Annotated in this window: 25 protein-coding genes and 2 pseudogenes; 12 read left to right on the forward strand and 15 right to left on the reverse strand. The window is 68.5% G+C overall.

The window, feature by feature from the left end; all coding sequences use genetic code 11:
• The 3 genes from ACIGYR_RS38010 to ACIGYR_RS38020 form a co-directional block, all read right to left on the reverse strand.
• Nucleotides 1–375 (reverse strand): DUF6192 family protein (locus tag ACIGYR_RS38010; protein WP_399602314.1); only part of this gene is annotated, 375 nt, incomplete at its 3' end.
• 655 nt (nt 376–1,030) lie between these two features.
• Complete coding sequence (locus ACIGYR_RS38015; protein WP_399602311.1) at nt 1,031–2,146, reverse strand: NADAR family protein; 1,116 nt, start codon at nt 2,144–2,146, stop codon at nt 1,031–1,033.
• Between the two features lie 496 nt (nt 2,147–2,642).
• Nucleotides 2,643–3,077 (reverse strand): hypothetical protein, encoded by a 435-nt coding sequence (locus ACIGYR_RS38020; protein ID WP_399602309.1) that lies wholly within the window; start codon nt 3,075–3,077, stop codon nt 2,643–2,645.
• Nucleotides 3,078–3,898: 821 nt separating this feature from the next.
• Here ACIGYR_RS38020 and ACIGYR_RS38025 point away from each other — a divergent pair.
• Nucleotides 3,899–6,025: a SpoIIE family protein phosphatase gene (locus ACIGYR_RS38025; protein WP_399602306.1), complete on the forward strand. Its 2,127-nt coding sequence runs from the start codon at nt 3,899–3,901 to the stop codon at nt 6,023–6,025.
• 59 nt (nt 6,026–6,084) lie between these two features.
• Nucleotides 6,085–6,408 carry a Tn3 family transposase gene (locus ACIGYR_RS38030; RefSeq protein WP_399602304.1) on the forward strand — a complete coding sequence of 108 codons (324 nt, stop codon included), beginning with the start codon at nt 6,085–6,087 and terminating at the stop codon, nt 6,406–6,408.
• Between the two features lie 85 nt (nt 6,409–6,493).
• On the opposite strand, the gene ACIGYR_RS38035 is transcribed toward ACIGYR_RS38030, so the two are convergent.
• Together ACIGYR_RS38035 and ACIGYR_RS38040 are read right to left on the reverse strand one after the other, a co-directional pair.
• On the reverse strand, nt 6,494–6,871 hold the full coding sequence (locus ACIGYR_RS38035; protein WP_391836909.1) for a fic family toxin-antitoxin system, toxin component: 378 nt from the start codon (nt 6,869–6,871) through the stop codon (nt 6,494–6,496).
• On the reverse strand, nt 6,871–7,110 hold the full coding sequence (locus tag ACIGYR_RS38040; RefSeq protein WP_391836910.1) for a hypothetical protein: 240 nt from the start codon (nt 7,108–7,110) through the stop codon (nt 6,871–6,873). The genes ACIGYR_RS38035 and ACIGYR_RS38040 overlap by 1 nt, the downstream gene beginning before the upstream one ends.
• A 77-nt stretch (nt 7,111–7,187) precedes the next feature.
• Between ACIGYR_RS38040 and ACIGYR_RS38045 the strand changes: the two genes are divergently transcribed.
• On the forward strand, nt 7,188–7,820 hold the full coding sequence (locus ACIGYR_RS38045; protein WP_399602301.1) for an SMI1/KNR4 family protein: 633 nt from the start codon (nt 7,188–7,190) through the stop codon (nt 7,818–7,820).
• A 415-nt stretch (nt 7,821–8,235) separates the two neighbouring features.
• Here the strand turns inward: ACIGYR_RS38045 and ACIGYR_RS38050 are convergent, their stop codons facing one another.
• From ACIGYR_RS38050 to ACIGYR_RS38065, 4 genes and pseudogenes are all read right to left on the reverse strand, one after another.
• Nucleotides 8,236–8,679 (reverse strand): nuclear transport factor 2 family protein, encoded by a 444-nt coding sequence (locus ACIGYR_RS38050; RefSeq protein WP_399602298.1) that lies wholly within the window; start codon nt 8,677–8,679, stop codon nt 8,236–8,238.
• A gap of 374 nt (nt 8,680–9,053) precedes the next feature.
• Nucleotides 9,054–10,034 (reverse strand): zinc-binding alcohol dehydrogenase family protein, encoded by a 981-nt coding sequence (locus tag ACIGYR_RS38055; protein ID WP_399602295.1) that lies wholly within the window; start codon nt 10,032–10,034, stop codon nt 9,054–9,056.
• Between the two features lie 480 nt (nt 10,035–10,514).
• Nucleotides 10,515–10,757 (reverse strand): DUF2283 domain-containing protein, encoded by a 243-nt coding sequence (locus ACIGYR_RS38060; protein ID WP_399602292.1) that lies wholly within the window; start codon nt 10,755–10,757, stop codon nt 10,515–10,517.
• Between the two features lie 69 nt (nt 10,758–10,826).
• Nucleotides 10,827–11,044, reverse strand: a pseudogene (locus ACIGYR_RS38065) (IS5/IS1182 family transposase); the annotation flags it as partial.
• A 441-nt stretch (nt 11,045–11,485) separates the two neighbouring features.
• Here ACIGYR_RS38065 and ACIGYR_RS38070 point away from each other — a divergent pair.
• The 6 genes from ACIGYR_RS38070 (at nt 11,486) to ACIGYR_RS38095 (ending at nt 17,772) form a co-directional block, all read left to right on the forward strand.
• Nucleotides 11,486–12,355 (forward strand): alpha/beta fold hydrolase, encoded by an 870-nt coding sequence (locus ACIGYR_RS38070; protein ID WP_399602289.1) that lies wholly within the window; start codon nt 11,486–11,488, stop codon nt 12,353–12,355.
• A 678-nt stretch (nt 12,356–13,033) separates the two neighbouring features.
• Nucleotides 13,034–14,659: a hypothetical protein gene (locus tag ACIGYR_RS38075; protein ID WP_399602282.1), complete on the forward strand. Its 1,626-nt coding sequence runs from the start codon at nt 13,034–13,036 to the stop codon at nt 14,657–14,659.
• A gap of 175 nt (nt 14,660–14,834) precedes the next feature.
• Nucleotides 14,835–15,638: an alpha/beta fold hydrolase gene (locus ACIGYR_RS38080; protein WP_399602280.1), complete on the forward strand. Its 804-nt coding sequence runs from the start codon at nt 14,835–14,837 to the stop codon at nt 15,636–15,638.
• Nucleotides 15,638–16,936 (forward strand): PP2C family protein-serine/threonine phosphatase, encoded by a 1,299-nt coding sequence (locus tag ACIGYR_RS38085; RefSeq protein ID WP_399602278.1) that lies wholly within the window; start codon nt 15,638–15,640, stop codon nt 16,934–16,936. Before ACIGYR_RS38080 ends, ACIGYR_RS38085 begins: the two co-directional genes overlap by 1 nt.
• Nucleotides 16,933–17,271, forward strand: a complete 339-nt coding sequence (locus ACIGYR_RS38090) for an STAS domain-containing protein (RefSeq protein ID WP_391836919.1) — start codon at nt 16,933–16,935, stop codon at nt 17,269–17,271. Before ACIGYR_RS38085 ends, ACIGYR_RS38090 begins: the two co-directional genes overlap by 4 nt.
• Nucleotides 17,272–17,568: 297 nt before the next feature.
• Nucleotides 17,569–17,772 carry a cold-shock protein gene (locus tag ACIGYR_RS38095; protein WP_391836920.1) on the forward strand — a complete coding sequence of 68 codons (204 nt, stop codon included), beginning with the start codon at nt 17,569–17,571 and terminating at the stop codon, nt 17,770–17,772.
• A gap of 297 nt (nt 17,773–18,069) precedes the next feature.
• Here the strand turns inward: ACIGYR_RS38095 and ACIGYR_RS38100 are convergent, their stop codons facing one another.
• On the reverse strand, nt 18,070–18,765 hold the full coding sequence (locus tag ACIGYR_RS38100) for a GAF and ANTAR domain-containing protein (RefSeq protein ID WP_399602368.1): 696 nt from the start codon (nt 18,763–18,765) through the stop codon (nt 18,070–18,072).
• A 174-nt stretch (nt 18,766–18,939) separates the two neighbouring features.
• Here ACIGYR_RS38100 and ACIGYR_RS38105 point away from each other — a divergent pair, with 174 nt between their 5' ends.
• Nucleotides 18,940–19,524, forward strand: a complete 585-nt coding sequence (locus ACIGYR_RS38105) for a phosphatase PAP2 family protein (RefSeq protein ID WP_399602274.1) — start codon at nt 18,940–18,942, stop codon at nt 19,522–19,524.
• Nucleotides 19,518–19,763 (forward strand): annotated as a pseudogene (locus ACIGYR_RS38110) (N-acetyltransferase); the annotation flags it as partial. The gene ACIGYR_RS38105 and the pseudogene ACIGYR_RS38110, both read left to right, overlap by 7 nt.
• On the opposite strand, the gene ACIGYR_RS38115 reads toward ACIGYR_RS38110, so the two are convergent.
• The 3 genes from ACIGYR_RS38115 to ACIGYR_RS38125 all read right to left on the reverse strand — a co-directional run bounded on the left by ACIGYR_RS38115 (nt 19,758) and on the right by ACIGYR_RS38125 (nt 22,464).
• Complete coding sequence (locus ACIGYR_RS38115) at nt 19,758–20,924, reverse strand: PP2C family protein-serine/threonine phosphatase (RefSeq protein ID WP_399602271.1); 1,167 nt, start codon at nt 20,922–20,924, stop codon at nt 19,758–19,760. The pseudogene ACIGYR_RS38110 and the gene ACIGYR_RS38115 sit on opposite strands and share 6 nt — an antisense overlap.
• A 196-nt stretch (nt 20,925–21,120) precedes the next feature.
• Nucleotides 21,121–21,462: a MerR family transcriptional regulator gene (locus ACIGYR_RS38120; protein ID WP_399602268.1), complete on the reverse strand. Its 342-nt coding sequence runs from the start codon at nt 21,460–21,462 to the stop codon at nt 21,121–21,123.
• Between the two features lie 609 nt (nt 21,463–22,071).
• On the reverse strand, nt 22,072–22,464 hold the full coding sequence (locus ACIGYR_RS38125; protein ID WP_399602266.1) for an ATP-binding protein: 393 nt from the start codon (nt 22,462–22,464) through the stop codon (nt 22,072–22,074).
• Between the two features lie 222 nt (nt 22,465–22,686).
• Here ACIGYR_RS38125 and ACIGYR_RS38130 point away from each other — a divergent pair, with 222 nt between their 5' ends.
• Entirely contained in the window at nt 22,687–23,049 is a 363-nt protein-coding gene (locus tag ACIGYR_RS38130) for an STAS domain-containing protein (protein ID WP_391836925.1), read from the forward strand.
• Nucleotides 23,050–23,129: 80 nt separating this feature from the next.
• On the opposite strand, the gene ACIGYR_RS38135 is transcribed toward ACIGYR_RS38130, so the two are convergent.
• Nucleotides 23,130–23,975 carry an RNA polymerase sigma factor SigF gene (locus ACIGYR_RS38135; RefSeq protein ID WP_399602263.1) on the reverse strand — a complete coding sequence of 282 codons (846 nt, stop codon included), beginning with the start codon at nt 23,973–23,975 and terminating at the stop codon, nt 23,130–23,132.
• A gap of 298 nt (nt 23,976–24,273) precedes the next feature.
• Nucleotides 24,274–24,630 carry a MerR family transcriptional regulator gene (locus tag ACIGYR_RS38140; protein ID WP_391836927.1) on the reverse strand — a complete coding sequence of 119 codons (357 nt, stop codon included), beginning with the start codon at nt 24,628–24,630 and terminating at the stop codon, nt 24,274–24,276.
• Nucleotides 24,631–24,639: the final 9 nt, after the last annotated feature.

The following is a 24,639-nucleotide window of genomic DNA, read 5'->3' on the forward strand; positions in this document are numbered from 1 at the left end:
CTTGCCCTCAGGCGGGGTGAGGACCGCGGCGAACCGCTCCTGCGGATCGGAGATGCCGGCCAACGTCCGGTGGATCGTGAACGACACCCCCTTCAACCGGTGCTCGGCCGGCCACTTCGACGCCGCCCAGCGGGCGCCCTCCACCGTGCGGTAGGACACGCCGATGTCCTCGGCCAGGCGGTGCAGGGAGTCCCTGACCGTGAACAGCTCCTCGGCCGGCCCCCCCATCGGTTCGACCTCCAGCGCGGCGTCGCCGATCGCGAACTGGATGCCGGTGGCGGTCTCCACCAGCTTCCGCAGCTCGGCCACGATCTGCGCGTACCGGCTCGCGCTGACATTGCCGACCTTGTCGTCGGCGACTTCGACGGCATCCACCACCCACCGCGGAGCCGGGGCGCGGCCCCGCGGCCGTGGCAAGACCCGGCCCGCTTCTCCGACCGAGCGTCAGACCATAAATACGAAGATCACAACAAACGGCAGTAAATGACCGAGTTCTGACCGAAGAGGCGATTCGGACTCGTTCGCGATGCGGTCACTGTGACCGTTCGCCGAACGATTCCTTTCGAGCCCGCCAGGCCCGCGTCACGCACCGCCGCGAGCAGTAGACCGCATTCGAACGGCGGTCCACCCCCACGACCCACGTCGCCCCACACTCCGGGCACTCCGCCCGGCCGGCCCCGCTCAACTCCGCGGCCACACGCTTCCGAAACCGCTGGTCCTGCCGCCACCTCCTACCGCGACAGGCCGACGAGCAGAACCTCGCCCAACCCGGAGCTTCCGACAGCAACCGCCTCTCACAGAACCGCTCAGCGACTTCCTCGGCGCCATCGGACATCCGCCCAGCCTAGGACGCAAAGCTACCCAAATCCGAGGTTCAGACACAGGCACTAAAGTGCCGCCCGCGAGCTGCTCGTTCACCTGAAGGGGGGCACGCTGGGTCCAGCGCATCGGAGGCCGCGGAGTTGGCCGACGGTGTGCATGGGCCCTGCTCCACGCTTCGAGCGCCCTGCTCTGCCCGGGCGGCCACGTCTCAGTCGATCCGCGCCTGGCGGGCCTGCAGTTCGGAGCGGACGAGTTCCAGGAGGCGCCCCGTCCAGTTGCGGCCCCGGCCCCCGTTGTCGCCCCAGAACTCCGAGTCCGCGTCGTCATAGAGCACTGTCGCCTCCCCCGTGGCCAGCAGGACCGCGGCGAGATCGGGGTGCTGCTCGTACTTGGCGCGCAGCAATCGGGCCATGGCTGCTGTGCGGACCTGGTCCCAGCCTTCACGCCGCGTTGCCTTGGCCGCGAGTGTGCGGGCCTTCGCCCCTGTCTCCGCGGTCACGACCGAGGCACGTGCCTCCGGGTCGGCGACGGACTGGGCCCAGTAGGCGTGCGTCACCGACGGATAGGTGACGTCACCCAGGGTGATGGGTGCGGGGTAGTCGTTACGCAGGCCCCGCTTGTCCGGGTGCTCGAGCGCGCGCTGCGGATACGAGTGGTAGAGCTTGACCGCGGGGGCGAAGGAGTCCGCCGCCGCGTCCGCCGGCACACGCGAAGGCGCCTTGGCGAGCCACCGGCTCCGCTCCTCGAAGTACGCGATGGACTCGTCGTACTCCTGCTGGGTAACCGGTACTTCAGGCCGGCTCGGCGTCCGGCCGCCCGGCCCCACCACCAAGGTCTGCAGAGGACGGTCCTTGCGGTCCATGTCCCCGAGCGCGTAACGACGCATCGTCTCGGGAATGGCCAGGTACGCGGCCCTGGCGGCGGATCGGTTCTTCTCCGTCCGCTCTGCGAGGAAGACGTCCACCGCGGCGAGGCAGCGATCGGTCGAATCGGGGCGACCGTTCAACTCGTCGATGGTGTCGCGGACTTCGGCGATCAGCAGCTCCGGCGTGAGCCAGGTACGTGGTTCACCGAATGTCCACGAGGCAAGGTGGTGCGCGGACGCGCGACCGCCGTCGGGAAGGCTGGTGGCCACCCATCCGCTGCGGAGCTTCTGCTCGAACTCGTCGAGCGTGACCAGTCCCCAGCAGTCGACGAGGCCGTCGGCGTAAATGAAGAGGTCCGTGAGGAAGTAGGTGCCGCCGTTGCATATGAACGCATGCCGCCAGGTTCCTGGTACACGGACGCCGTCCGCCATGCGATGGGTGATTTTATTGCCGATCATCCTGTGATGATGCCTGACGGGTCAGCCGTGAAGCGCGCCGATTAACCCGTCGCCGCAGATCAGACTCCCCAGTGCCTGCTCGGGCCGGAGCCGCCGGGATGAACTGTGACCTACTACTCCAGCTGTAGATCGAGTCCTTGCTCGTCGCGCTGGTCGCTTCGACTGGCCGGTAAGTCGCTCGTGGACGACTCGCAGAGCGGCCACCGGAACACAGCCGCACGGCAATGCTGCGGTTTCCGCATTCTGGGCAGTACGGACCAGCGGGACCCTTCGGAAAGTCCGAGCGTCCGTCCAGCCACCCGCAGATCCGCTCAGCCAGTGTGAGGTCTTCGGGGAACAGAGCGTGTCCGTGTCAGGACATCGGGCACGGGAATCCCAACCCCACATGCGGCCCTCTGGGATGCGTTCGCGACCGACAAGCGGACCTACGTCTTCCATGGCAGTTTCACCGTCGCAGCGATCCGGCTCCGCCTCCTGCATGAACTGGAGGCGCACCTCATCGCTGCCACAGGAAGGCGGCCTCACCACAGGGGCGGCAGTGAAAGACGTAGCCGCGGCCACCTCCACCGAAGTTGGCGGAGGTCGCGAAGTCGGACCCCTCTTCCAGTTCGGCCGTGAAGCTCATACGGCCAGTGCAGGAGGGACAGTCGGGGGTCTCATCACCCTGGATCCAGTCGGGTTCGGCACCCAGCCGTCCCAGGACCGGCTCCGCGGTGGGGACGTCGGCTGGATGGGGGCGCAGGGCGGTGACCGCGCCGAGCAGCGTCTCGCCCTCGGCGGGCACGGTGGCCGCTCCAAGCTGACCTTGGAACATGAAGGCGCGGTTGGCACCACCGGTGGCGTCCCAGTCGTCGCACATGCCAGGGTCGTTCTGGCAGAGGAACACCGAGACCACCCCGAGTTCGAGGGGCAGATGAGCGAGGAACTGCATCGGCCCGCCACACTCGCGGCACATCGGCCAGGCGAATCCGCCCGGAACGAGTGGCACTCCCCCCGTGCGCAGGTCGGGAGCATCCGCTACGGCTTCCCCGCCGTGGATCAGGAGCATGGCCAAAGGCCAGGCGCAGCCTCCCGTAGCCGAACCAGGGGCCCGTGGTGCGGCTGCCGCGCCACGGCCCGCAGGCACTTGCGCCGACGAAGCACCTTCACTTGGCCGCTTGAGGAAGACGCGGACCTGGCACCAAGACCCGGCACGTCATGCCGCCCGCCCCCCCCCAGGCGCGCCCAGCCCGAAAGAGATCGCCGGCGCCCCCCACGAACGGATCTCGGCCACTGCAACTGTCCGGGGATGCCGTCACACCGAAGCGGGCCTATTGTCCGAATATGAGTGACGCTGGGTGCGGCTGGTGCGGCAGCGCACTGCCGGAACCGCCCGGGCGTGGCCGCCGGCACTGCTGTCCGGAACACCGGCAGGCGGCCTGGCGGCCCAGGCAGCGATGGCGGTCGGCTGCCGAGGAGCGCCAGGCGATGGTCGTGGCCGGGGCGGAATTGCTCACTCACGTACAGGCTGTGGCACGGCACGGGAGCGGCCCAGGGGCATGGGCATCTCCCGGACGCACACACTGCGTGGCTGTGGCGCGGGTTCCCGAGCTGGCAGGCCGGTTGGTGCGCTGGGCGGTGCTGGCCGACCGGCGGGCCGGAGCCAGCTGGGCACAGATCGGCGCGGCTCTGGGCATCAGCGCCGAGGCGGCCCGCAGCCGTTTCGGTCGCGTGCGGCGATCACCGACCGGCGCTTCTCCAGGGTGGTGAACCGTGTCCGACATTGCGACCGGGCCTGCCTCCTCGGACTGCAACCCAGATTTGCTGGATGCCGTCCTGACCGAGCTCTCGTACGAGACCGGTGCCTATGGCAGCGCGATCTATCTCCTCTCGCCGGACAGCCAGGCGTTGCAGCTCGCGGTGCTCAGCGGAATCTCGGGGGACATCGCCTCGCCCTGGGGCCGGGTGGCGCTAGGGGCTGCGACCCCGGTCAGCGACGCCGTTCGGGAACGAGCGCTCGTGTGGATCGGCAGCCAGGAGGAGCTGGCGCTCCGCTATCCCCAGCTGGCGCTCGTCCTGCCCCACTCCTTCACCCTTGCCGCCGCCCCGATGGTCACCGGTCCGACAGCGTGGGGTGGCGTGGTGCTGCACTGGTCCAGCGCACACCCGCCCACTCTGAGCCGTCACCAGCGACAAGCGATCACCGCTGCATGCCACCGACTGGGCCGCATGCTGCAACAGGCCGCCGACAGTGGCCGCCCCATGTTGGCCGGGACCGATCCTCGAGTCCTGCCCGTGACACGCACCCGCGTCGCCGGACCGGCCGAGGCGCAGGCTGCGGTCGACTTCGCCGAGGGCCTGCCCAGTGGCTGCTGCGCGCTCGATCCGGACGGCCGGATCACCTTCCTCAGCACCGCCGCCACGAACCTCATGGGTGCCGCCATGTCCGATCTGCTCGGCACCCGCCCCTGGGAGTCATTGCCCTGGCTGGGCCCCGCCGCCGAGGACCGCTACCGAGCCGCGGTGCTCAGCCGCCAGCCGACGTCCTTCACCGCCCTGCGCCCGCCGGATCGCTGGCTGTCCTTCCACCTCTACCCAGCCGCCTTCGGGATCAGCGTGCGCATCGTTCCCGCACCATCGGCCGGTGCCGTGGCCCCTCCCCACCTGCTGCACCCCGCGCCCGCCGCCGAACCCGGCCGTGCCACGGCGCTCTCCCACCTGATGCATCTGGCTGCCGCGCTCACCGAGGCCGTCGGTGTGCAGGACGTGGTCGAAAGAGTTGCCGACCTGGTCCTGCCGGCCTTCGGCGCCCAGGCCCTGGCGCTGATGGCGGCGGAGGAGGGCCGGCTGCGGATCATCGGCCACCGCGGATACCCCGCCGAGCTCATGGTCCGCCTCGACGCCGTCCCACTGACCTCGGACACTCCGGCCGTGCGTGTCCTGACGACGGGCATTCCCAGCTTCTACTGCACCTTCGCCGACCTGAAACGGGCCTATCCTCCCGCCGTCCTGCAGGACGACAAGGCCGCCTGGGCATTCCTCCCACTGATCAGCTCCGGACGCCCCGTCGGCTCACTGGTCCTCGCCTTCGACCGGCCCCGGGTGTTCCCTCCGCATGAACGCGCCGTTCTCACCTCGACCACCGGGCTGATCGCCCAGGCGCTGGACCGCGCCCGTCTCTACGACGCCACCCAGCAACTCGCGCACAATCTCCAGGCCGGCCTGCTGCCCCGCACCCTGCCCCGCATCCCGGGCCTGGACGTGGCCGCGCGCTACCTTCCCGCCAGCCACGGCATGGACATCGGAGGCGACTTCTACGACCTCATCCGCCTCGACGGGGCAACCGCCGCCGCGGCCATCGGTGACGTACAGGGGCACAACGTGCAGGCCGCCACTCTCATGGGGCAGGTCCGCACCGCCGTCCACGCCACCGCCGGCGCACCCCCGGGCGAGGTCCTCGCCCGCACCAACCGCCTGCTCACCGACCTCAACCCCGGCCTGTTCACCAGCTGCCTCTACGTCGCCCTCGACCTCGCCCGTCACGGCGCCCGGCTGGCCACCGCGGGACACCCTCCACCGATCCTGCGCCATCCGGACGGCCACACCGAGATCCTGCACCTGGCGCCCGGACTCCTTCTCGGCATCGACCCCGCCGCCGACTACCCCACCACCGACATCCCCCTGCCCCCGGGCTGCGTGCTCGCCCTCTACACCGACGGACTCGTCGAGGTCCCCGGCACCGACATCGAAGACGCCATCACCGCCCTCGCCGACGAACTCGCACAGGCCAGGAACCAGAGCATGGACGCCCTCGCCGACACCCTCCTCTGCCAGTCCCGGCGCCCAGCAGCCAGCGACGACATCGCCCTGCTCCTCATCCACCACCATGCGATCACCTGAACCGCGAAACCGACGGGTTCCCGGATTCCTGGCGCACTCTGGCGGCGAACCCGCAGGGCATGGTGCGAGAACACTCCGTACCGTACGTCGCCGTTCCATGTCCTTGGTGCCGGCCCTGCCGACCAAGACGATTCTGGGACCTGGTCCGCCAGCAGGATGAGCAGATCTTGACGTACACCACCACCCTGCGCCCGGGCACCTCCAAGGCCGAGCAGGCCCTGCGGCGCTTCATCCGCAGGCGGCCCAAGCGTCCGACGTACCGGGCGATCGAGGAACTGGGCCGCAGCGGTACGTACGGCGTTCACCTGCGACTACCTCGCCGACGCGGAGCTGCGGCGCGAGAACAACGACGGGCTCCCGGCCCTCACCGGATGACGGCGTAACCAGCAGGCCGGCCAGGACGCCGCAGATCATTCACGGGACGGCTCGCCCGCGTCCGCTCTGCCGGGCGGTCCTGCCCGGCGACGTTCACGTGGCCTGCGGCCAGGTCTTCAGCAGGGCAGCGATCTGCTGGGACGTGCAGCCGGGGTCTCGCAGCAGGTCGCGTAGGGCGAGGGCATGATCGCGGGCGGGCTTGACCGAGATGCCGGATGCCTCGAGGTACATCACGCCCGTCGCGGCGGCCACCGCCAGGTTGGAGCGTTCCAGCCAGCGGCAACGGCCGAGGATGTGCACCAGGGCGGCTGCCCGGGCATAGGCGCCGTCGTAAACGGGGGTTTCCAGCAGTTCGGCCCGGTGGCAGGCCACGGCCGCGACAGGAACCCCGTAGTCGTCCGGCGCCGGATCCTGGGCTCCGGCGAGTTCGGCGACCTGCAGGATCCAGGGAACGTCGATGAACAGGTCCATCAGGCGGCGTGGGCTTCCGAGGGGCGGCGGTCCGCCTCCTCCGCCTCGTCGAAGACGGCCTGGTGCTCATCGAGGAAGCGCCGTGCGGCGTCCAGGCCCCGCTGCCTGAGCCCGCTGGTGTCCTCCTGGACCAGCACAGCGATGTAGTCGCCGAGGCTCAGGCCGCGGTCCTTGGCTCGTGCCTCGGCAAGCTGCTTGATCTCGTCGTCCACCCGGGCGCCCAGCTGTGTCTTCGCCATACCCACATGGTAACAGCTGTTACCATGCGAGACGAGGTGCTGACCGCCTTGTCAGGCCAGTGGGGCAGGATGGCGACATGGCACAGCGGATTCCACCCCCGTCAAACTCCTGGCACCGGATCGACGCCTGGCTGGCGACCCACGCGGCGTCCGGTTTCGCATTGCTCAATCCCCCTGCCACACGGGACGAGATCCAGCAGACAGAGCAACTTCTCGGCATGCCGCTGCCTGATGATCTCGCCGAGTCCTTGCAATGCCACAACGGAGTGCGCACCTGGGCGACCGTCCTGCCGGAGCAGTCACCGCTCACCGCGAGCGGCATCGTGGATCGTTGGCGGACCTACATGGACGTCGCGGCGGAGAACGACGGCCTGACCCGTCGCCCGTGGGACGACGAGCCCTGGTGGCACCCTCTCTGGGTTCCCTGGGCTGAGAGTGCCGATGGCGCGGCACAGGTGATCGACCAACGTCCCGGCCCGGACGCGGGCCGTCTCGGCTGGGCAGGTCACAGCGGTGGCGGCGACTTCACCGATTCCTGGCCCGATCTGGGCAGCCTTCTCCACGCGGTCGCGCATGCGCTTCACGAAGGCGGGGATGTGCACGGGCTGCACCCCTACCTCACCGCAGAAGGCGGGATCTGGTGGGACGGAGACGGCTGCGAGGAGCTCAATGGTCGCCCGCTGAGGGCAGCACCCATCGGGCTGCCCTGATCATCTGCTTCGCAGACCCGCCGCCGAACCTCCGCCCGGCCGGCTCCTCTTGCTTCTCGCGAACATTCCCAAGAGGTCTGGCCCGCGGTCGTCTCCAAACGCACCACAGAGCCGCGGTTGTGATTCCAGGCAGCCAAGTCGAAGGCCGGATAGCGGCGCTGGCAGCACTCGCTGACCCCACTTGGCAGCCAGAGCCCCAGAGTTCGTAACACGATCCTGTTGCTGACATGGACGCGGCGGCGCGGCCCGAGGGCCAGTTCCAGCTGTATGAACCGGCTCGCACCGGGCGTTGTCAGAGGCGACGGCCGCCCCGGCCCTCTGGATCCGCCCACTCGACCGAGGGTCCGAGGCGGCCTTCCTCGCGGTCACCACCGAGTTGCTGCGCACGACGACCACGCAGCGGTGCCAACGGCCTTCACCCACTCTCCTCCTCGAATGCCTGGGCGACCGCCAGGCTGTCTTCGTAGACATGGTGCCGGGTGATCAGGCCGTCCTCGATCGTCAGGTGCAGGGCGAACCGCGCCCGGTACGCACGTCGGGTGGGCCTGGCGGTCTGGCGGATCTCGCCGATCACCACCGCGTCGTTGTCATCGATGAGGATGCGCTCGATCTCGGTCGCGTTGTCCTGGGGCAGGTGATGCTCGGCAAGCTCGCGATAGTGTGCGGCCGCGTCGGCCCGGGTGGACCGGTGACGGATCCACGGCGTGGCCTTTCGTCCGTGCTCGGTCTGCGGCCAGTCCAGCTTCCAGTCGCCGCGCTCGGCGTACAGCTCGGCGATACGCTCCGGGTCGCCTTCGCCGATCCTGCGCAGCAGTTCCTCGACAACGGTGCGTGCGCTCCGCGGTGTAGCTGATGACATGGCTGGCCTCTCCGTAGTACTCCGCGTCCCGCTGACGTGGAGACCTCATCTTCGCCGTCGCAGGAAGGGCGAGACGATTACCTCCGAAGTAAGGAGAACGCCGCGTGGGGTGATCCCTTACGGAACGCCCTCCCCCGACCCCGCTGGCCAGCTGGAAGCGCTCTATGCCCGACCCCCTGAATGCTCAACAAAGCATGCCTGAAGCCGCCCGGCGCGGCTCTCGGCTGTCACGGCAGGCGGCCTGACCACTCGGTGTCGGCGGGCGAGGAGCGCGGTGACCTACCGGGGTGATCTGTGGTTCTGCGGGTCAAGACCACGCGGTGAACCGACACGGAACTCCCACTGTCGGGTCGCGCCTTGGCGTGACAGGAGAATCAAGCGCCCGGATGGCGGTGCATGAAGTCGGTCGGCGGCGTCGGCGGTGGAGATACGACGCTCAGCACCACTTTGCCGAGATTGGCCCGCGACTCCAGCAAGGCCACGGCGTCGCGAGCCCGCTCCAACGGGAACACCACGGACGCCGGGCTCAACTGCCCCTCCGCCCACAGTCGCCAGAGCTCGGCGCGTACTTCCGCGACCAGTTCTGCGCGGTGTCGGGCCAACTGCGCCATGGCCAAGCCGATCACCGAGGCCGCAGCGCCGAGCACGGTTCCGGCGTCCAGGGTGCCACCGTGACCGGCCAGGGTGACCAGCCGACCGAACGGGCGCACCGTGCTCAGCGCGCGTGGCAGCACATTGCCGCCGGCCCCCTCCAGCACCAGATCGACCGGCGCGCCCCAGTCGGCTTCCGCGTAGCAGACCACCTCATCGGCACCGAGCGAGCGCAGGAAACCGCCCTTCGCGGGGTCGGAGACAGCGGTCACCACCCGGGACGCGCCGAGCTGCCGGGCCAGCTGCACCATCAAGTGACCGACTCCGCCTGCGGCGTTGGTCACCAGTACCGACTCCCCCGGCACGAAGCCGCCCACTCGCAATGCGGCCAGTGCCACCAAGCCGCCCTGTACCAGGCTGAGGGCGTCGGCGGCGGCAGCCTCCTCGGGCACCGGGGTGATCAGTGCGGGTACGGCCAGCAGCTGCTCGGCGAACACCTCCGCGGCCACCCCACCGACCCGGTCTCCGACCCGATGGCCCGTCACATTCTGGCCCACCGCGGTGATCCGTCCGACGAAGCCGCCACCGGGCGAGCCGGGCAGCGCCGGCTCGCCGACTCCGCGCAGCATCTTCAGCTGCATCAGGCTGACTCCGGCCGCCTCGGTGCGGACCAGCACCTCCCCCGGACCGGGAACGGGCGCCGGGACCTCGTCGACCTGCAGCACCTCGGCCCCGCCGAACCGATGGAACCTGACCTTGCGCATGACGCGCACCTCCCCCGCCGAGTACCGTTGGTGAACCCAACGATAAGTGAAATACGTTGGGATGGCCAACGAACTTTTGAGGAGGCTGCGATGCCTGAACCAACCGGGCGTACGGAGACGCCGTACGGCGAGCTAGGGAGGCTGCCCAGCTGCCTGCTCGGTCGGCTCGGCGCGATCGGCCACCAGTTGGCCGTCGGCCCGAGTCGCCCGGCCGTACGGCGAGGTCGTTCAGGCTCGAAGCGAGGTCGGCAACAAGCTCGACACCTACACGTACAGCCCCCGAGGCGTCCGCCTGCTCGCCCAGTCCACCGAGGGTTCTCCGCCCGTCCACAGCTATTTGTCACATCGCAGTCCAGAAGGCGTGATTACTCCCCCGCGCGATCTCTTCGGGGCGCCACCTTCAGGTGTGGCGGACAGTGCACCATTTCCCACCTGCGGTAGAGCGCGGCAGGACGGCGGCGACTGCCGTGCGCCACTGCTTCATGCACCTTCGGTGTCCAGCCGCTCCGCCGACTGGAGGAGGTACTTGGGCAGTTTTGAGCTGGCCTCCAACACCTCGATGCCGATGAGGCGGCCCTGCTCGTCGAAGTCGAGGTTGATCATCCCGGCGTCCACCGGATCGCAGGGATACATGTGCGCGGACTTCACGTGGACCTGTGGATCGGTGAAGTACACGTACGCTGCGTTCGCGGTCTTGTCGTAGGTGACCCTGACGTCTGCCACAGTGAACTGGCTCCCTTGCTGTCGTTGACGGCGGCACTGCCCCTTGCCCGTGCCGGTGCTTCGCCGACCTCATGCTGACGCGGCGAGCTGCAGGACCAGGACAGCCTTGACGATGTCGGTGATGCGGGTGGCGCTGCAAGGGAGTTTGCGTAGGCGGGGCCAGGACTTGAGGGTGGCGTTGGCCTGCTCGCCGACGGCGCGGATCTTGGCGTGTACAGACTTCCCCGCGCGCTTTCGGCCGTGAGCGTGCTCCAGCGGCCCCGGGAGGGCACGCGGATCGTGCCCCGGACCACGTCACTTCTCGGGGGACGCACGGGAGGTGGATCACGGCCTCCCACCAGTCCTGACGGCAAGAGCAGACCGCTCAGTGGGCCATCACCCGGCCCGACGGCGGCGATATCCTCGGCCGGACAGCCCTGCGCCGGATGGACCTTCTCCACGGCCTTGCCGAGTTGTGCGTTCCGCCAAACGCCCGGGCATCGATCTCGCCCCGCGTGCCCTCGCCGCATTCGGTCGCCGTAGCGCCACCCGATGTGGCTGCCGGCCAGTTGTGTTCACTACGTTCCCTGGGGCAGGAGCAGGGGGACGACGTGCCCGATTCGGCATAGAGCACCGAAAGTGGTGGCCGGCGCAGCCCGCTGGCCCCGGTGGTCCCCTTGCGGGTCTGCTCGGCGGCCTACGGGCGCGGCGGCAAGGTGAACACGGCAACGCCACGGGAGGGTTCAGCTTTGTTCGAGGGCTTCGAGACCAGGCTGGTTCAGCTCGATGAGGCGGCGATCTTCGTCCGCTACGGCGGAGAGGGCCCACCCGTGGTGCTGCTCCACGGTCACCCGAGGACATCCGCGACCTGGCACCGCGTGGCTCCCCTCCTTGTCCAGCGCGGCTTCTCCGTCGTCTGCCCTGACCTGAGGGGGTACGGCCGCTCCCGCGGCCCGGCGCCCATGGACGACCATGCGGCGCACTCCAAGCGAGCCGTCGCCGGTGACGTGGTCGCGGTGATGCGCTCCTTGGGACACGACCGGTTCGCCCTCGCCGGCCACGACCGCGGAGGCAGTGCCGCGTTGCGCCTTGTGCTCGATCACCCCGACGCGATCTCGCGGGTGGCACTGATCGACTGCCTGCCCATCACCGAGCACTTGTCCCGCATCACGACCGAGTTCGCCACCCAATGGTGGCACTGGTTCTTCTTCGCCCAGCCAGACATACCCGAGCGGGTCATCAACGCCGATCCGGACAGCTGGTACCGCGGCGACCCACAAGGCATGGGCCAGGAGAACTACGACGAGTGGCGGGAGGCGACACGGAAACCGGAAGTGGTGCGGGCCATGCTGGAGGACTACCGCGCCGGCCTGACCATCGACAAACAGCACGAACAGGAGGACCGGGCCGCCGGGACACGCATCCGGTGCCCGGCATTGATCCTGTGGTCACTACAGGACGACCTCGAGGACCTGTACGGCGACCCCTTGAAGATCTGGCGGCAGTGGGCCGAAGATGTACGCGGCCACGGCATCGACTCGGGCCACCACGTCGCCGAACAGGCTCCGGAAGAGCTTGCCTCCTCATTGGCGGACTTCTTCGCCGATGAGCCTGAGTGAAAAGCCGCTACCGGGCCTGAGCGAGCTGCCACTACGGCCGGCGGTTGACCCGTGGCGGGCGGACACCGTCCTCGAAGCGCGAGCGATGACGCATACCGATCAAGCCGAATCGGCCACGCCTGTCTCCGCTGTTGGTCATGCTGGGTGCATGTGCGGCATCGGGGATGCGTTGTGAAACACGGCGGTCGGCCCCTCCGACTATGCGGAGGCCAACGACGGGTACATGCAGGCGATACTCGACCCCTGCAAGGGCTGTGGGGAGATGGCCGACCGCGCCAGTTCGCGACGCACCCTGCCCGACACCTCCTGCAGGCCGGCCCACATGTCGGCCCTGCTGCTTCTGCCCGGGCCGGTCATTCTGCTCGCCCAATGCGCCGCATGGTGTGTCATGGTGCGCTCGTACCGGCAGCGCAACTCCGCCTGGTGCGCCGTGATCGGAGCCCGGGAGGAACGGCTGTCGGCGTGTACTTACTCCCAGGCGGACAGGGGGCGCTCGGCGGGGGCCGCGACTGGCGCAAGTACCTGCCCCTGACCTACCTCCAGCAGTCGGTACCAGCCATCTTCGTTCTCTCCTACTTGGTGGGCTCCTACTTGGTGGGCTTCTGCGCCACCGTGGGTCGGACAGCCCGAAGCTGAGAGACACCCTCGGGCTGCGCGAACCGGAAAGGGTTGATCTCCTTGCCCGAATTCGATATGGAAGCGACTGTCGACAATGTCCTAGCGCGATGGGATTCGGCGCGTCAGCATGCGACGAGGCAGGCGGATGCGGATGCGGAGTTTCACGTCTGGCTGATGCGCACCCTTCCGACGCTCGCCCGTGAGCTCGGGCCGGCGCCCGATGAGGATCTGGCGCACTGCATGACAGTCGGCGCGACGATCGACCGCTGCGTTTCACTTGGCCGGTTCGACGACTCGCTCATTTTGACCGATTGGCTGGTCGGCTTGTATGCACCGCGTGGTGACGGTCTCGCCCGACAGACGATCTCGGGGGCCACCGAACTCTACCGTGACGCAGCTCTGGTGCCCGAGTTGCATGAACACGCGACCCGGTCGCTAAGGCGCATGGCCGAGTTGATCCCTCCAGGGGGAGAGGCGGAGATGGAATGGCTGAGCTGCAAGGCGCTCATGGACCTCAGCACGCTCCTCATCATCAACAGAGACGTCCACAGCCACCAGCAGCGCACACGGACGAGTATCGAAGTCTGCGACGAGATCATCGAGCGCTGGCAGTCGAGCAGTGAAGTCTGGCTGCGCGTGAACGTCGCCGCCACCATGGTCAACAAGGCCATCAACTGCATGGAAATCGGCGAAGAGTCGGAGGCCAGGCGGACCTACGCGCGCATCGTCGAATTGTTCACAGCGGACATCGCTGATACCGGAAACATCAAGCTGAGCGAGCATGTCTACATCGCCCGGCATGCGCTGGACGTTCTGGACACGGTACGAATCCCGGAACCGAATTTCAAAACCGGATACCTGGAAGCGATGATGCGGGCAGCTCGCCGAACGGGGCGTTACGACCCGGAGGGACTCGTCGGCGTCCCGCGAGATTACGATGTCCATGCCATCCGTTTGGCTGGACAGATCCATCATGCGACGACGAACCTCGTGCGGCGGTCGGCATGCTCGGGAGATCCTACCGTTCTGTTGCTGCGCAACTTTGACCTTACGGAGACCTCCTTCGTGAGCTCTGATCCCCATCCAGTTTTCGGTCGGAGCGATCCGGATGGCCATACCCGGATCATCCGTTATACGGATGGCCAGCGTTTACTGAATCGGATAGCCGAGATCACTGATGTCGTGCAGGTCGCCAACACCAATGCGGCCGTGTTGGGGATCGACGGTCAGGTGGAGTCCCTGCTCGGCATCTCCAAGAGACTGCAGCGGTTCCTGTACCTGCCTGACGACGGCTGGCTGGACATCGTCCGTGTCCTCATCGTCCTCGCCGAGCGTGTCGTCGTCTGGGCGGCAGAGAAGACCCCTGCCCTGCTACGGGAACTCGAACTGATCAAGGAGTTGGGACGCGCCGACGATACCCTCGTGCTGCTGGAGGAGCCGTTGGTGGGGTTCGTCAAACCGGATGCCTTCTATGGCGAGGTGCCACCGCCCGGCGAGACCTTCACTCCGGACGACCCGGCCCTGACCGGGTTCCCGACCATTGCGCACGCCAAGGACGTCGCGTCGGTTGATCTTGAGAACTGCTCTCTCCTGCGGGAGTTGACCAGTCCCGTCATTGCTCTCGGCCAGCGCCCGGTACCTGAGCGCGTGGCCCGGATACGGAGACGGCTCGACGCAGCCCGGTGAGGCTGAGCGGCCCAGGATGACGGTTGAGGTTCGCGTGCTTCAGCGGGCAGAGCCAGCCGCCGGCTGACAACGGGGATCGGTGTCCTGTGGCCCGATTGTGAAGGCGCCGGGTAGGGCGTGGGGGTGATTCAGAGCCCCGTCGGAGCGGTGGGCGGAGCCTGAGAGACTGGCAAGTATGGATATTGCTCGCAGGAACAACGTCACCGTCACCGGCAACCCGGACGGGCCGGCGGTGGTGCTGGCTCACGGGTTCGGCTGTGACCAGAACATGTGGCGGTTGACGGTGCCTGCGCTGGCCCGGGACTACCGGGTCGTTCTGTTCGACTACGTGGGTTCGGGCCGCTCGGAGCCGTCCGCGTTCTCCGAGGACCGTTATGCCTCTCTGGACGGGTACGCCCGGGACGTGGTGGAGGTGTGTGAGGCGCTCGACCTGCGCGATGCGGCGTTCGTGGGGCATTCGGTCAGCGCGATGATCGGTGTGCTGGCTGCCGACATGGCTCCGGAACGGATCGGCGCGCTCGTGATGGTCGCGCCGTCCCCGCGGTACATCGATGACGACGGCTACCGGGGTGGATTCAGCGCCGAGGACATCGACGAACTGCTGGCGTCGCTGGAGTCGAACTATCTCGGCTGGTCGGCGGCGATGGCCCCGGTGATCATGGGGAATGCGGAGCGGCCCGAGCTCGGCGATGAACTGAAGAACAGCTTCTGCGCCACGGATCCGGACATGGCGCGTGTCTTCGCCCGCACCACTTTCCTGTCGGATTCCCGGGACGACCTGAAAGGAGTGAGCGTGCCGACGCTGGTGCTGGAGTGCACCCAGGACGTCATCGCTCCCCGGGAGGTCGGCGCCTTCGTCCAGCAGGCGATAGCCGGCTCGACGCTGGTCACTCTCGAGGCGACCGGGCACTGCCCGCACCTGTCCGCGCCCGAGGCCACCAACCAGGCGATCGTGGAGTTCCTGGCGGCCCTGCGGTGATGTGCCGCACCGGGCAGCAGCCCGACCCGTACGAGGCGGACGACGAGAAAGTGTCGGATGCCACGTTCGCCGCACTTCTGGAGGACAGCGCCGAGGAACTGTACGAGTCCGCACCGTGCGGGTATCTCTCCACGCTGATGGACGGCACCATCGCGAAGATCAACACCACCTTGCTGAACTGGCTCGGCCTGGAACGCGAGGCCGTCGTGGGGCGCATGCGATTCCCCGACCTGCTCACCGTGGGCGGCAAGCTGTACCACGAGACGCACTTCGCGCCGCTGCTGCGCATGCAGGGTGAGATCAGCGGGATCGCCCTGGAGGTCAAGCAGGCCGGCGGCGACCGGATCCCGGTGCTGGTCTCCTCGGTGGTCAAGCACGGCAGCACCGGCGAGCCCCTGCTGATCCGCACCACTGTTTTCGACGCCCGGGACCGCCGCTCCTACGAGGAGGAACTCCTGCGGGGCCGAAAGGCGGCCGAGGAAGCACGCAGACAAGCAGAAGCCGACCGCGCCCGGCTGCAGGACGCCCTCGCCGTTCTCCAGCAGTCACTGCTGCCCGACACTCTGCCGCGAGTTCCGGGCGTGCAGACGGCGGCCTACTATCACACCGCCTCCCCCGACCGGCTCGGCGGCGACTTCTACGACGTCTTCCCCATCGACGGCACACGCTTCGCCTTCTTCCTCGGCGACGTGTGCGGCAAGGGCCCCCAGGCCGCCGCGGTCACCTCGCTGACCCGCTACACGCTGCGCGCTGCCGCCGTGCACGACTCCGACCCGGTCTCCGCCCTGACCACCCTGAACCGAGTGCTTCACGCGCGCTACGCCGGCAGCGGCGACCCGCGCTACTGCACCGCCGTCTTCGGCACCCTCGAAGCCGACCCGGCAACCGGGCAGGTCGCCGTCCACCTCGCTTCCGGCGGCCACCCGCCGGCCCTCGTCATGCGCGCCGACGGCACGGCCGCATACCTGCCCACACCCGGCGGGCTCCTCGTCGGCATCCTGCCCGACGCGCGCTTCACCACCGCTGCCACCACCCTCGCCCCCGGCGACACCCTCCTGCTCTACACCGACGGTCTCACCGAAGCCCGCACCGGCGAGGACCGCACCACCCTGTTCGGGGACGACGGTCTGCTCGCCTTCGCCACCGCTCACGCCGGCAAGACTCCGCCCGCCGTCATCCAGGCCCTCACCGGCCTGCTGGACGACTTCGGCGACGGCCTCGACGACGACACCGCCCTGCTCGCCCTCGGCGCCTCCGCCCACCCCGCCTCCTGCCCCACGACGAGATTTCCCGAATGAGCCTGTTGAAGATCACCGCCCGAGACGCCCTGACCGGTCCCGTTCTGGAGATCATCGGCGAACTCGACTACAGCAACGCCACCGAGCTGCGCGAACAGCTCGCCACGCTCACCCTCCGACCCGGCCAGCGCCTCGTTCTGGACCTGGCGGGCATGGAATTCTGTGATTCCAGCGGCATCAGCGCTCTGATCGCCGCCCGCAACCACGCTCACGCCGCCGAGGCCGACATCGCGCTTGCCGCGGTCCCCGCCCACACCCTGCGCGTGCTGCGCATCGTCGGCCTCGACCAGATCTTCCCGCTCCACCGCGACAGCGAGACCGCCACCCTCCCCTGACCCGCGCCGGTGCCGGCTCTGTCGCCCGGCCGGCCTCACGGCGAGTTTCGTCGAGCGCGTCGACGGCCGGGGGCGGCCTGCGGCTCTCCGGACTCGCGCATCTTGACCCCATAACGGCCCAGCTGCACCTTGTGCTGGTGACCGACGTACTCGGATCGGGGAGAAGCGCCCCGGGGAACTGTGGCGTCGGTGGGGTAGATCGCATCCGCCGGGGTAGAACATGTGCGGCTCCTGCTGTCGGGAGCCGGAGCAAGCCCGGTCGAGGGCTGCTCCCAGACATGAACGAAGGATCGATTGATGGCCAGCGGCACCGTGAAGTGGTTCAACGCAGAGAAGGGCTTCGGCTTCATCGCCCAGGACGGCGGCGGACCGGACGTCTTCGCGCACTACTCCGAAATCCAGGGCCACGGGTTCCGTGAACTCACCGAAGGCGAGCACGTCACCTTCGAGATCGGCCAGGGACAGAAGGGTCCGCAGGCCCAGAACATCGTCCGCGGCTGATCAAGCGAACGAACGCCGGCTGACCCCCGTGACGCTGCGCAGGTGACACGGAGGGGCCAGCCGGCCGAGTCACACCGACCACCGCCCGTTCCCGTGCCGGACGTCAGGCAACCGGCGGGTGCACAGCTACGGCACGCCCGCGAGGGCGGACGGCAGTCGCCTTGCTTCCTGAGGGATCTCCTCGCAAGGCGGTAGCTGTCATGGCGGGCTGGCGTAGCCACGTCCCGCGTCTCCTCGCACCCTCACCCGTTCGGGTGGGGTGCGGGGAGGACGGGACACCGCGCCGGGACACAGGGTTCAGGGTCTCGGTCGCAGTGGTGGCCGGGATGCGGGCGGTTGTCCGGCGAGGTCGGTGAGCAGACGCGTGCAGACGTCGCGGAGCTTGAGGTTGGTCTGCTGAGACAGCCGGCGCAGCAGATCGAAGGCATCGTCCTCGGTGCACCTGTACTGCTGCATGACGCTGCCGATGGCCTGGTCGATGACCCCGCGGGAGGCGAGCGCGGTCTGCAGGTCGCGGGTGAAGTCTTCGGCGTCGGCCAGTCGCTGTGCCAACGCGATGCCGCCGCCGGCCTGCGCGGCGACCAGTACCAGTGCGCGCCGGTCGTCTTCGGTGAACGCGTCCGGATCCGCGGCGTAGAAGTTCAGCGCACCTACCGTGTGAGTACGCGCCGGTATCGGCAGCGACAGTGAAGAGCGGATGCCCAGGTCGGCCGCGAAGGCGGGATAGGAACCCCAGCGGTCGTCCCGCAGCATGTCCGGCACGTGCACGACCTGGCCGGTCCGCAGGGCTTGGAGGCAGGGGCCGTCGTCCTGGCCGTACTGCTTCTCGTCCAGCTTGTCCGCCACTCCCCCGGTGCTGACCACGGTCAACGGCCGCTGACGCCGCTGCAACGTCACACCGCAGCCGGCCGCGCCCGAACTGGGGACGGCGTCATCGACGAGGTGCTGCAGGAAATCGCGTACGGAGGAGGTCTCCAGCAGCCAGTCGATCATGTGAAGTGCGCGCTGATTGCCATCGGGCCGGTCCACCGTCTGTCACCTCCCACGATCGGGGCTTCGAATGATCGAGGCTCGGTGTGCTGATACCCGCTGCACCCGGTCTTTTTACATGGGGCCTCGCGCTCGTCGTGCGGTGTGAGGAGCCAGTAGCCGGGATACCTGCAGTTCATGACAGTGCACGTCGGCTTCAGCAAGATTGATCGGGCTCTCACTCAGCAAGCGGCCTCACGCATCCCGGACCGTGTCGGCCATGTGTTGTCGGTGGTCGAGGAGGCTGCGGAGAGCAGCAAACTGTGGTGCGGCGCCGCTGCGGTCATGGCGGTGGCGGGTGGCCGACGAGGACGGGTCGCCGCGGTCGCGGGCCTGTCTGCCCTGGGCCTGGCACAGCTCATCTCGAACGGAGTGTGCAAGCAGCTTGTCGACCGCCCGCGGCCGCCCAAGGAGTGGATTCCGCACGAGGAAGTACACGACCGTCCCGACTCCTCCTCCTTCCCTTCCGGGCACACCGCAGCCGCGCTCGCCTTCACCGCCGCCGTCGCGCCCACCTGGCCCGCAGCCGGTGCCGTGGCCGCGTTGCCGGCCGCGGTGGTCGGCCTAGAGCGCGTCCAGTCCGGCGCCCATTACCCGAGCGACGTCGTCACCGGTGCCGCCATCGGTCTGGCATGCGCCTGGCTCGTCCGGCGCACAGGCGGCCGTCTCCGGGGGACGACGGCGCCGCGGGCCACGGTGCTGCGCCGCGAACTCGGGACTTGAAGACGGACGCGCGCAACAGCCGTTCCCGCGCCGCCGTCGAAGCCGTGGGCGCACGTTTCGAGGGCGTGCTGCGCAGCTCGTCCAGGTCCTGGGTGCCAGGCGAGGAAGGCAGGCTCCGGGACTCCGCCGTCTTCTCGGTCATCGCGGCGGAGTGGCCGGAGTGCCGGGAGAGGCTCGAACAGCGCGTCGCCCGTGGTCTGGCCCGCAGACAGCCGACCGAGGCGAAGAAGACGTCATGACGGGCCGTGCCAGTCCAAGATGAGGACAGTGGCGTCGTCCCTGAGGTTTCCCCGACAGACATCCAGCACCGCGGCCGTCAGGCTGCGCACAGCCTCTCTGGGGTGCGAGGTGCGGGTGTCCCACACGAGAGACGCCAGGTCGACGGCACCGGCGCCGCGTTCCTGCATGCCGTCGGTGAGCAGGACCAGGCGGTCGCCGGGGCGCAGCTTGAGTTCCTGGACATGGTAGGAATTGGGGGCCGCCACGCCGAACGGCAGGTTGACGGCGAGCTGGACCTCTTCGACCTCGGCCGCGCCTTGACGCAGGCGCAGAGGTCGGGGATGCCCTGCGTTGACCAGTTCGCAGGTGCCCGTCTCGAGGCTGATGCACAGCAGTTGTCCAGTGGCCAGGCCACGGCTGTGGGTCAGCAGGGCCTCGTGGGCGCGCCGGGCCTGCTGAAGGGCGTCACAGCCACTGCGGCGGGCGCCGCGCATGGCACCGACCAGGAGTGTGGCCAGCAGCGCGGAGTTGGTGTCGTGGCCCATGGCGTCGGTGATGGACACGTGCAGTGTGTCGCGATCGAGTGTGTAGTCGTAGGTGTCACCGCCGATGTCGTCGGCCGGCACCAGCCCGGCGGCGAGGGTGAACTGGGGGGCCTCGCAGCAGGAGGCCGAGGGGAGCAACTGGTGCTGGATCTCTGCGGCCAGGCTGATCTGCGTGGTGCGCCGGCCCGCGTGGTACAGGTCGGTGAAACGGCGGTCCGTGACGATGATGTAGGCCAGCGCGTGGGCCGCGTCTTCCATCTGAGCGAGCACCGTGTCGTCAGCGTTCTGCAGCGTCGCCTCCAGCAGACCGATGCAGTCACCGCGGTTGGTCACCGGCGAGATCACGCGCCGGCCGCCCTGGCCGTCCGGTTCCACGTGCTGGCGCTGGCTGCGGAGGACTGCGTCGTAGACGCTGCCTTGCAGGTCGATCCGCTCGGCACCGGTTCCCGCGTCGTCCTCGGCATCTGTGGTGAGGCGCAGCAGCCGCTGGCCCACGAGGTCGACGAACAGGAACGACACACGCTCCGCCCCGAAGCGCTTGCGCAGGTCGTGCGCTACTACCTCGACGGACTCCCCGGGCGGTGCGGCCTCTGCGGCGGCCAAAAGCTGACCCAGTTCCAGATCTCCGCCACCCATGGCAACCTCCTATCGGCTGCCGCTCCTTCTTCCCCGCGTTCGCCCGACCTCACCCGGTGGTCCCTCACACTCACCCAATGCGTTCTTCTTCACACGCGGTCGTGGCCTCTGCCGCCACCTGGAGAACGGCGGCGCGGTTTGGTGGCGGCCTTGTTCACCGCCGGTCCATGGGGTCGCTTACAGTCGGGCGTACTGGTCAGGCTGGGGTCTTCGGCTGCGATGTGCCGCCTTGTACCCGCAGTTGCTCGTTGATGCGCTGGGCCTCTTCGAGCTGATCCTCAAGGATGACGATGCGGCAGGCCGCCTCGATGGGGGTGCCCTGGTCGACGAGTTCGCGGGCGCGGGAGGCAAGGCGCAACTGGTAGCGGGAGTAGCGGCGGTGACCGCCTTGCGAACGCAGGGGCGTGATCAGGCGATGTTCGCCGAGGGCGCGGAGGAAGGCGGGGGTGGTCCCGAGCATCTCGGCGGCCCGGCCCATGGTGTACGCGGGGTAGTCGTCGTCATCGAGGTTGTCGGCGGGACGGGAGCCAGGGGGCATAGACCTCTTCTTCCACGGACGCGTCGGGGGGCCCGGGTGCCTGTTTGGCACCCGGGCCCCGAGCTTTCTACACCATCTACCGGCTGACTACGCCGGCCTTCTTCGTCCGCAGGTTCCGCCCGGGAGGCGGGGCTGCGGGGATCGCGTATGCGTGACCGGGGACCACCTTCCATTCCGGGGTCTGCGGTACCCGGGCGGACATCTTCCTCGCCCGGGCGATCCTGATGGCGTTCCGCTCCTTACCTTCGGTTACTCGGTTGTGCTGCTGGATATCACGGGTTCTGCTCACGGCCCGTCGGGACCGTGTCTCTCTGATCTGCCTGCACAGCAGTTCGTGCCTGCCGTGCCCCTTCGACTTCTGGGTACGACTAGAACAGTAACCCCGTGAGAGGCGCATGTCTACTCTCGCCATGACAGTTTTTCTCCGTAGCAGATGTGCGTGCTCCTGCCGCGCGCACACCAGGAAGAACGTCCCCTCGAACAGCGGAACCCGCTGTCCGGCCGCACGGGCGTAGGCGGTGTACACAGGCGCAGGCGGCGTCGACGTGGGGCGCCGGGCCGCGCCTGTGGGTGCCTTCGGAGTGTTTTCGGCAGGCGCCCGGCGCGGGCTCACTGTTCCAGCAAGATCCGGGCCGTGATGCGTTTCCCGACCGCTTCCCGGTGGACGGTGAGCTCCGCCGCGATGGCCTTCACGATTTCCAGACCGTGCTGGCCCACACGTCGCGGGTCCGCTCCCAAGGCAGCCGGCAGCACGGGGTCGGTGTCCCAGACCGTGACCCTGACCTCCCCGCCGTCCAGGCACAGCTGCACGAGGACGGGGCCGGGCGCGTACTTGCGGGCATTGGTGACCAGCTCGCTCACCACCAACTGGGTCAGGTCCACGATCCGCTCAGTGACCCCGGCCAGGTGACCGGCCCCACCCTGGGTGAGGAATGCGGCAGCACGGTGGCGCGCTTCGGCGATGCTGGCCCCGTGATCGGGCAAGGCGATCGTGGTCTCCATCGGAGTGGCAACCGGGTCGCCACAACAGTCACCCTCGGGCCCGCCTGTTCGGTCCGCCACTTCCATCCCGTTCCTGTGCACCGTCGTGCCCGGGCGGGTACCACACCCGCGCAGTACGAATCTGTGCCAGGGCCATCCGGGTGCATTACCAGTATCATGCGCAGGCAGTCCTTCGCCCGCGAAGTGCGAGGTATCGACGTCAGCGACGGTTGTTGAGGAAGCGTGGAAGGCATCGACGGGCCGACAGCGGGCAACCGGCTGTCGATCACACAAACCTGCTCCGAGGGCATCAGCGTGGTCCGGGTATGCGGCGAGATCGACCGCGACAGCGCCCCTCAGCTCCTTGAAGCCGTGGCCCCCCAGGACGCCGCCGCACACCGAACGGTGCTGGATCTCAGCGGCGTCACGTTCATGGACTCCAGCGGCATCAACGCCCTCATCACCGCTCACCGAGCCGCACAGAGCGCTGACGGCTGGCTCCGACTGGCCGCGCCCAGCGTCTCCGTCTCACGCCTCATCGAAATCGTCGGTCTCGACGAGGTCATCGGCTGTCACCCCACCGTGGGCGATGCCCTGCGCCTGTGACCTCCGAAGCCGAACGCCAGAAACGGCTGATGCCCGCCAGGGCTGCGGCGGGCATCAGGCAGGGCGCGGAGAGATGGCTGTCAGCCGGTGGTGAGCAGGCCCTCGCGCAGGCGGGCGAGGCAGCGGGAAAGCAGGCGGGAGACGTGCATCTGGGAGACGCCCAGCCGCTCGCCGATCTGGCCCTGGGTCAGCTCCTCCACGAACCGCATGTGGATGATCTGCCGGTCCCGCTCGTCCAGCTCGGCGATCAGCGGCGCCAGCGCGTGGAAGTCCTCCACCAGCTCCAGCGCGGTGTCCTCGACGCCGATGAAGTCCTGCAGCGCGGCCTCGCCGTCCTCGCTGCCATTGAGCGTGGCGTCCAGCGAGGAGGAGTTGTAGCCGTTCGAGGCCAGACGTGCCTCGCGCACCTCGTCCTCGGGCAGGCTCATCAGCTCCGACAGCTCCTTGACCGTCGGGGTGCGGCCCAGCCGGCTGCGCAGCTCCTCCGTGGCCCGGGCGAGCTGCACGCGGGCCTCCTGCAGCCGGCGCGGCACGTGCACCGCCCAGGTGGTGTCCCGGAAGAACCGCTTGATCTCGCCCACGATGTAGGGAATGGCGAAGGAGGTGAACTCCGCCTCCCGGGACAGCTCGAACCGGTCGATGGCCTTGATCAGACCGATCATGCCGACCTGGACGATGTCCTCCATCTCCTCCGGCCCGCGGCTGCGGAACCGGCCGGCCGCGAAACGGACCAGGGACATGTTCATCTCGATCAGCGTGTTGCGGGCGTAGCTGTACTCGGCCGTGCCCTCCTCCAGCAACGCCAGCTGCTCGAAGAACAGCCGCGACAGCTCACGCGCGTCCTTCGGTGCCACCCGGGAGGGGTCGGTGACCTCCGGCAACTCGGCCGTCCGCGTGTTCGTCGCCATCGTGCTCGTCAGCGTCATGCTGTTTTTTCCCCTCCCGAAGTCGAAGCCATCGCTGCTGCCCGTCCGTAACGGACGACGACGCACCGCTTACCCGCCCATCCTGCACCCACGCCTGCTCTTCGTACTAATCGGCCCTGAGGTCGGAATCCTCCCCTGCCGGCCGAGGGCCTCGTGGTTGAGCCACTCCTGGGTGGACCGCGGCTTCCTCTCTGTGGTGTGAAGAACCTACCGCCCGAGCCCGGACCGAGACCTTCGCTCCAGTCGGCTCAGCTGCGGAACTCAGCGATGCGCAGGGTTCGGGCCTCTGTATCCGGGTTCAGTGCGCTGTGCTCTCCGTGGCGGCGATCGTCTGGCGCAGAAGGCGGCGCGCGGTCTCCAGTTCGTCAGCACGCTGGTCGAGGACATCCAGCTGGGCGCGGAGGCTGGTGAGGACACCCGGGCAGGGGCGCAGCACGGCTTCGTCGAAGGTGCAGGGCAGGACCGTTCGGATGATGCGGGTGGGCAGGCCGGCGGCCAGCAGGGCGCGGACGCGTCGCACCGTCTCCACCGTCTGGTCGTCGTACTCGCGATACCCGTTGGCGCGGCGCTCCGAGTGAATCAGTTCCATCCGCTCGTAGTAACGCAGCAGGCGCTCACTGACTCCGGTACGACGCGACAGCTCCCCGATCAGCACCGACCCACT

Origin of the sequence: Streptomyces sp. NPDC053076 (assembly GCF_044546845.1) — a bacterium.
GTDB lineage: Bacteria > Actinomycetota > Actinomycetes > Streptomycetales > Streptomycetaceae > Streptomyces.

Coding starts and splice junctions, on each gene's coding strand:
- ACIGYR_RS38015 (WP_399602311.1), bottom strand. CDS start 2,146: ATGATCGGCAATAAAATCACCCATCGCATGGCGGACGGCGTCCGTGTA.
- ACIGYR_RS38020 (WP_399602309.1), bottom strand. CDS start 3,077: ATGCAGTTCCTCGCTCATCTGCCCCTCGAACTCGGGGTGGTCTCGGTG.
- ACIGYR_RS38030 (WP_399602304.1), top strand. CDS start 6,085: ATGGTGCGAGAACACTCCGTACCGTACGTCGCCGTTCCATGTCCTTGG.
- ACIGYR_RS38035 (WP_391836909.1), bottom strand. CDS start 6,871: ATGGACCTGTTCATCGACGTTCCCTGGATCCTGCAGGTCGCCGAACTC.
- ACIGYR_RS38040 (WP_391836910.1), bottom strand. CDS start 7,110: ATGGCGAAGACACAGCTGGGCGCCCGGGTGGACGACGAGATCAAGCAG.
- ACIGYR_RS38045 (WP_399602301.1), top strand. CDS start 7,188: ATGGCACAGCGGATTCCACCCCCGTCAAACTCCTGGCACCGGATCGAC.
- ACIGYR_RS38050 (WP_399602298.1), bottom strand. CDS start 8,679: ATGTCATCAGCTACACCGCGGAGCGCACGCACCGTTGTCGAGGAACTG.
- ACIGYR_RS38055 (WP_399602295.1), bottom strand. CDS start 10,034: ATGCGCAAGGTCAGGTTCCATCGGTTCGGCGGGGCCGAGGTGCTGCAG.
- ACIGYR_RS38080 (WP_399602280.1), top strand. CDS start 14,835: ATGGATATTGCTCGCAGGAACAACGTCACCGTCACCGGCAACCCGGAC.
- ACIGYR_RS38085 (WP_399602278.1), top strand. CDS start 15,638: ATGTGCCGCACCGGGCAGCAGCCCGACCCGTACGAGGCGGACGACGAG.
- ACIGYR_RS38090 (WP_391836919.1), top strand. CDS start 16,933: ATGAGCCTGTTGAAGATCACCGCCCGAGACGCCCTGACCGGTCCCGTT.
- ACIGYR_RS38095 (WP_391836920.1), top strand. CDS start 17,569: ATGGCCAGCGGCACCGTGAAGTGGTTCAACGCAGAGAAGGGCTTCGGC.
- ACIGYR_RS38100 (WP_399602368.1), bottom strand. CDS start 18,765: ATGATCGACTGGCTGCTGGAGACCTCCTCCGTACGCGATTTCCTGCAG.
- ACIGYR_RS38105 (WP_399602274.1), top strand. CDS start 18,940: ATGACAGTGCACGTCGGCTTCAGCAAGATTGATCGGGCTCTCACTCAG.
- ACIGYR_RS38115 (WP_399602271.1), bottom strand. CDS start 20,924: ATGGGTGGCGGAGATCTGGAACTGGGTCAGCTTTTGGCCGCCGCAGAG.
- ACIGYR_RS38120 (WP_399602268.1), bottom strand. CDS start 21,462: ATGCCCCCTGGCTCCCGTCCCGCCGACAACCTCGATGACGACGACTAC.
- ACIGYR_RS38125 (WP_399602266.1), bottom strand. CDS start 22,464: ATGGAGACCACGATCGCCTTGCCCGATCACGGGGCCAGCATCGCCGAA.
- ACIGYR_RS38135 (WP_399602263.1), bottom strand. CDS start 23,975: ATGACGCTGACGAGCACGATGGCGACGAACACGCGGACGGCCGAGTTG.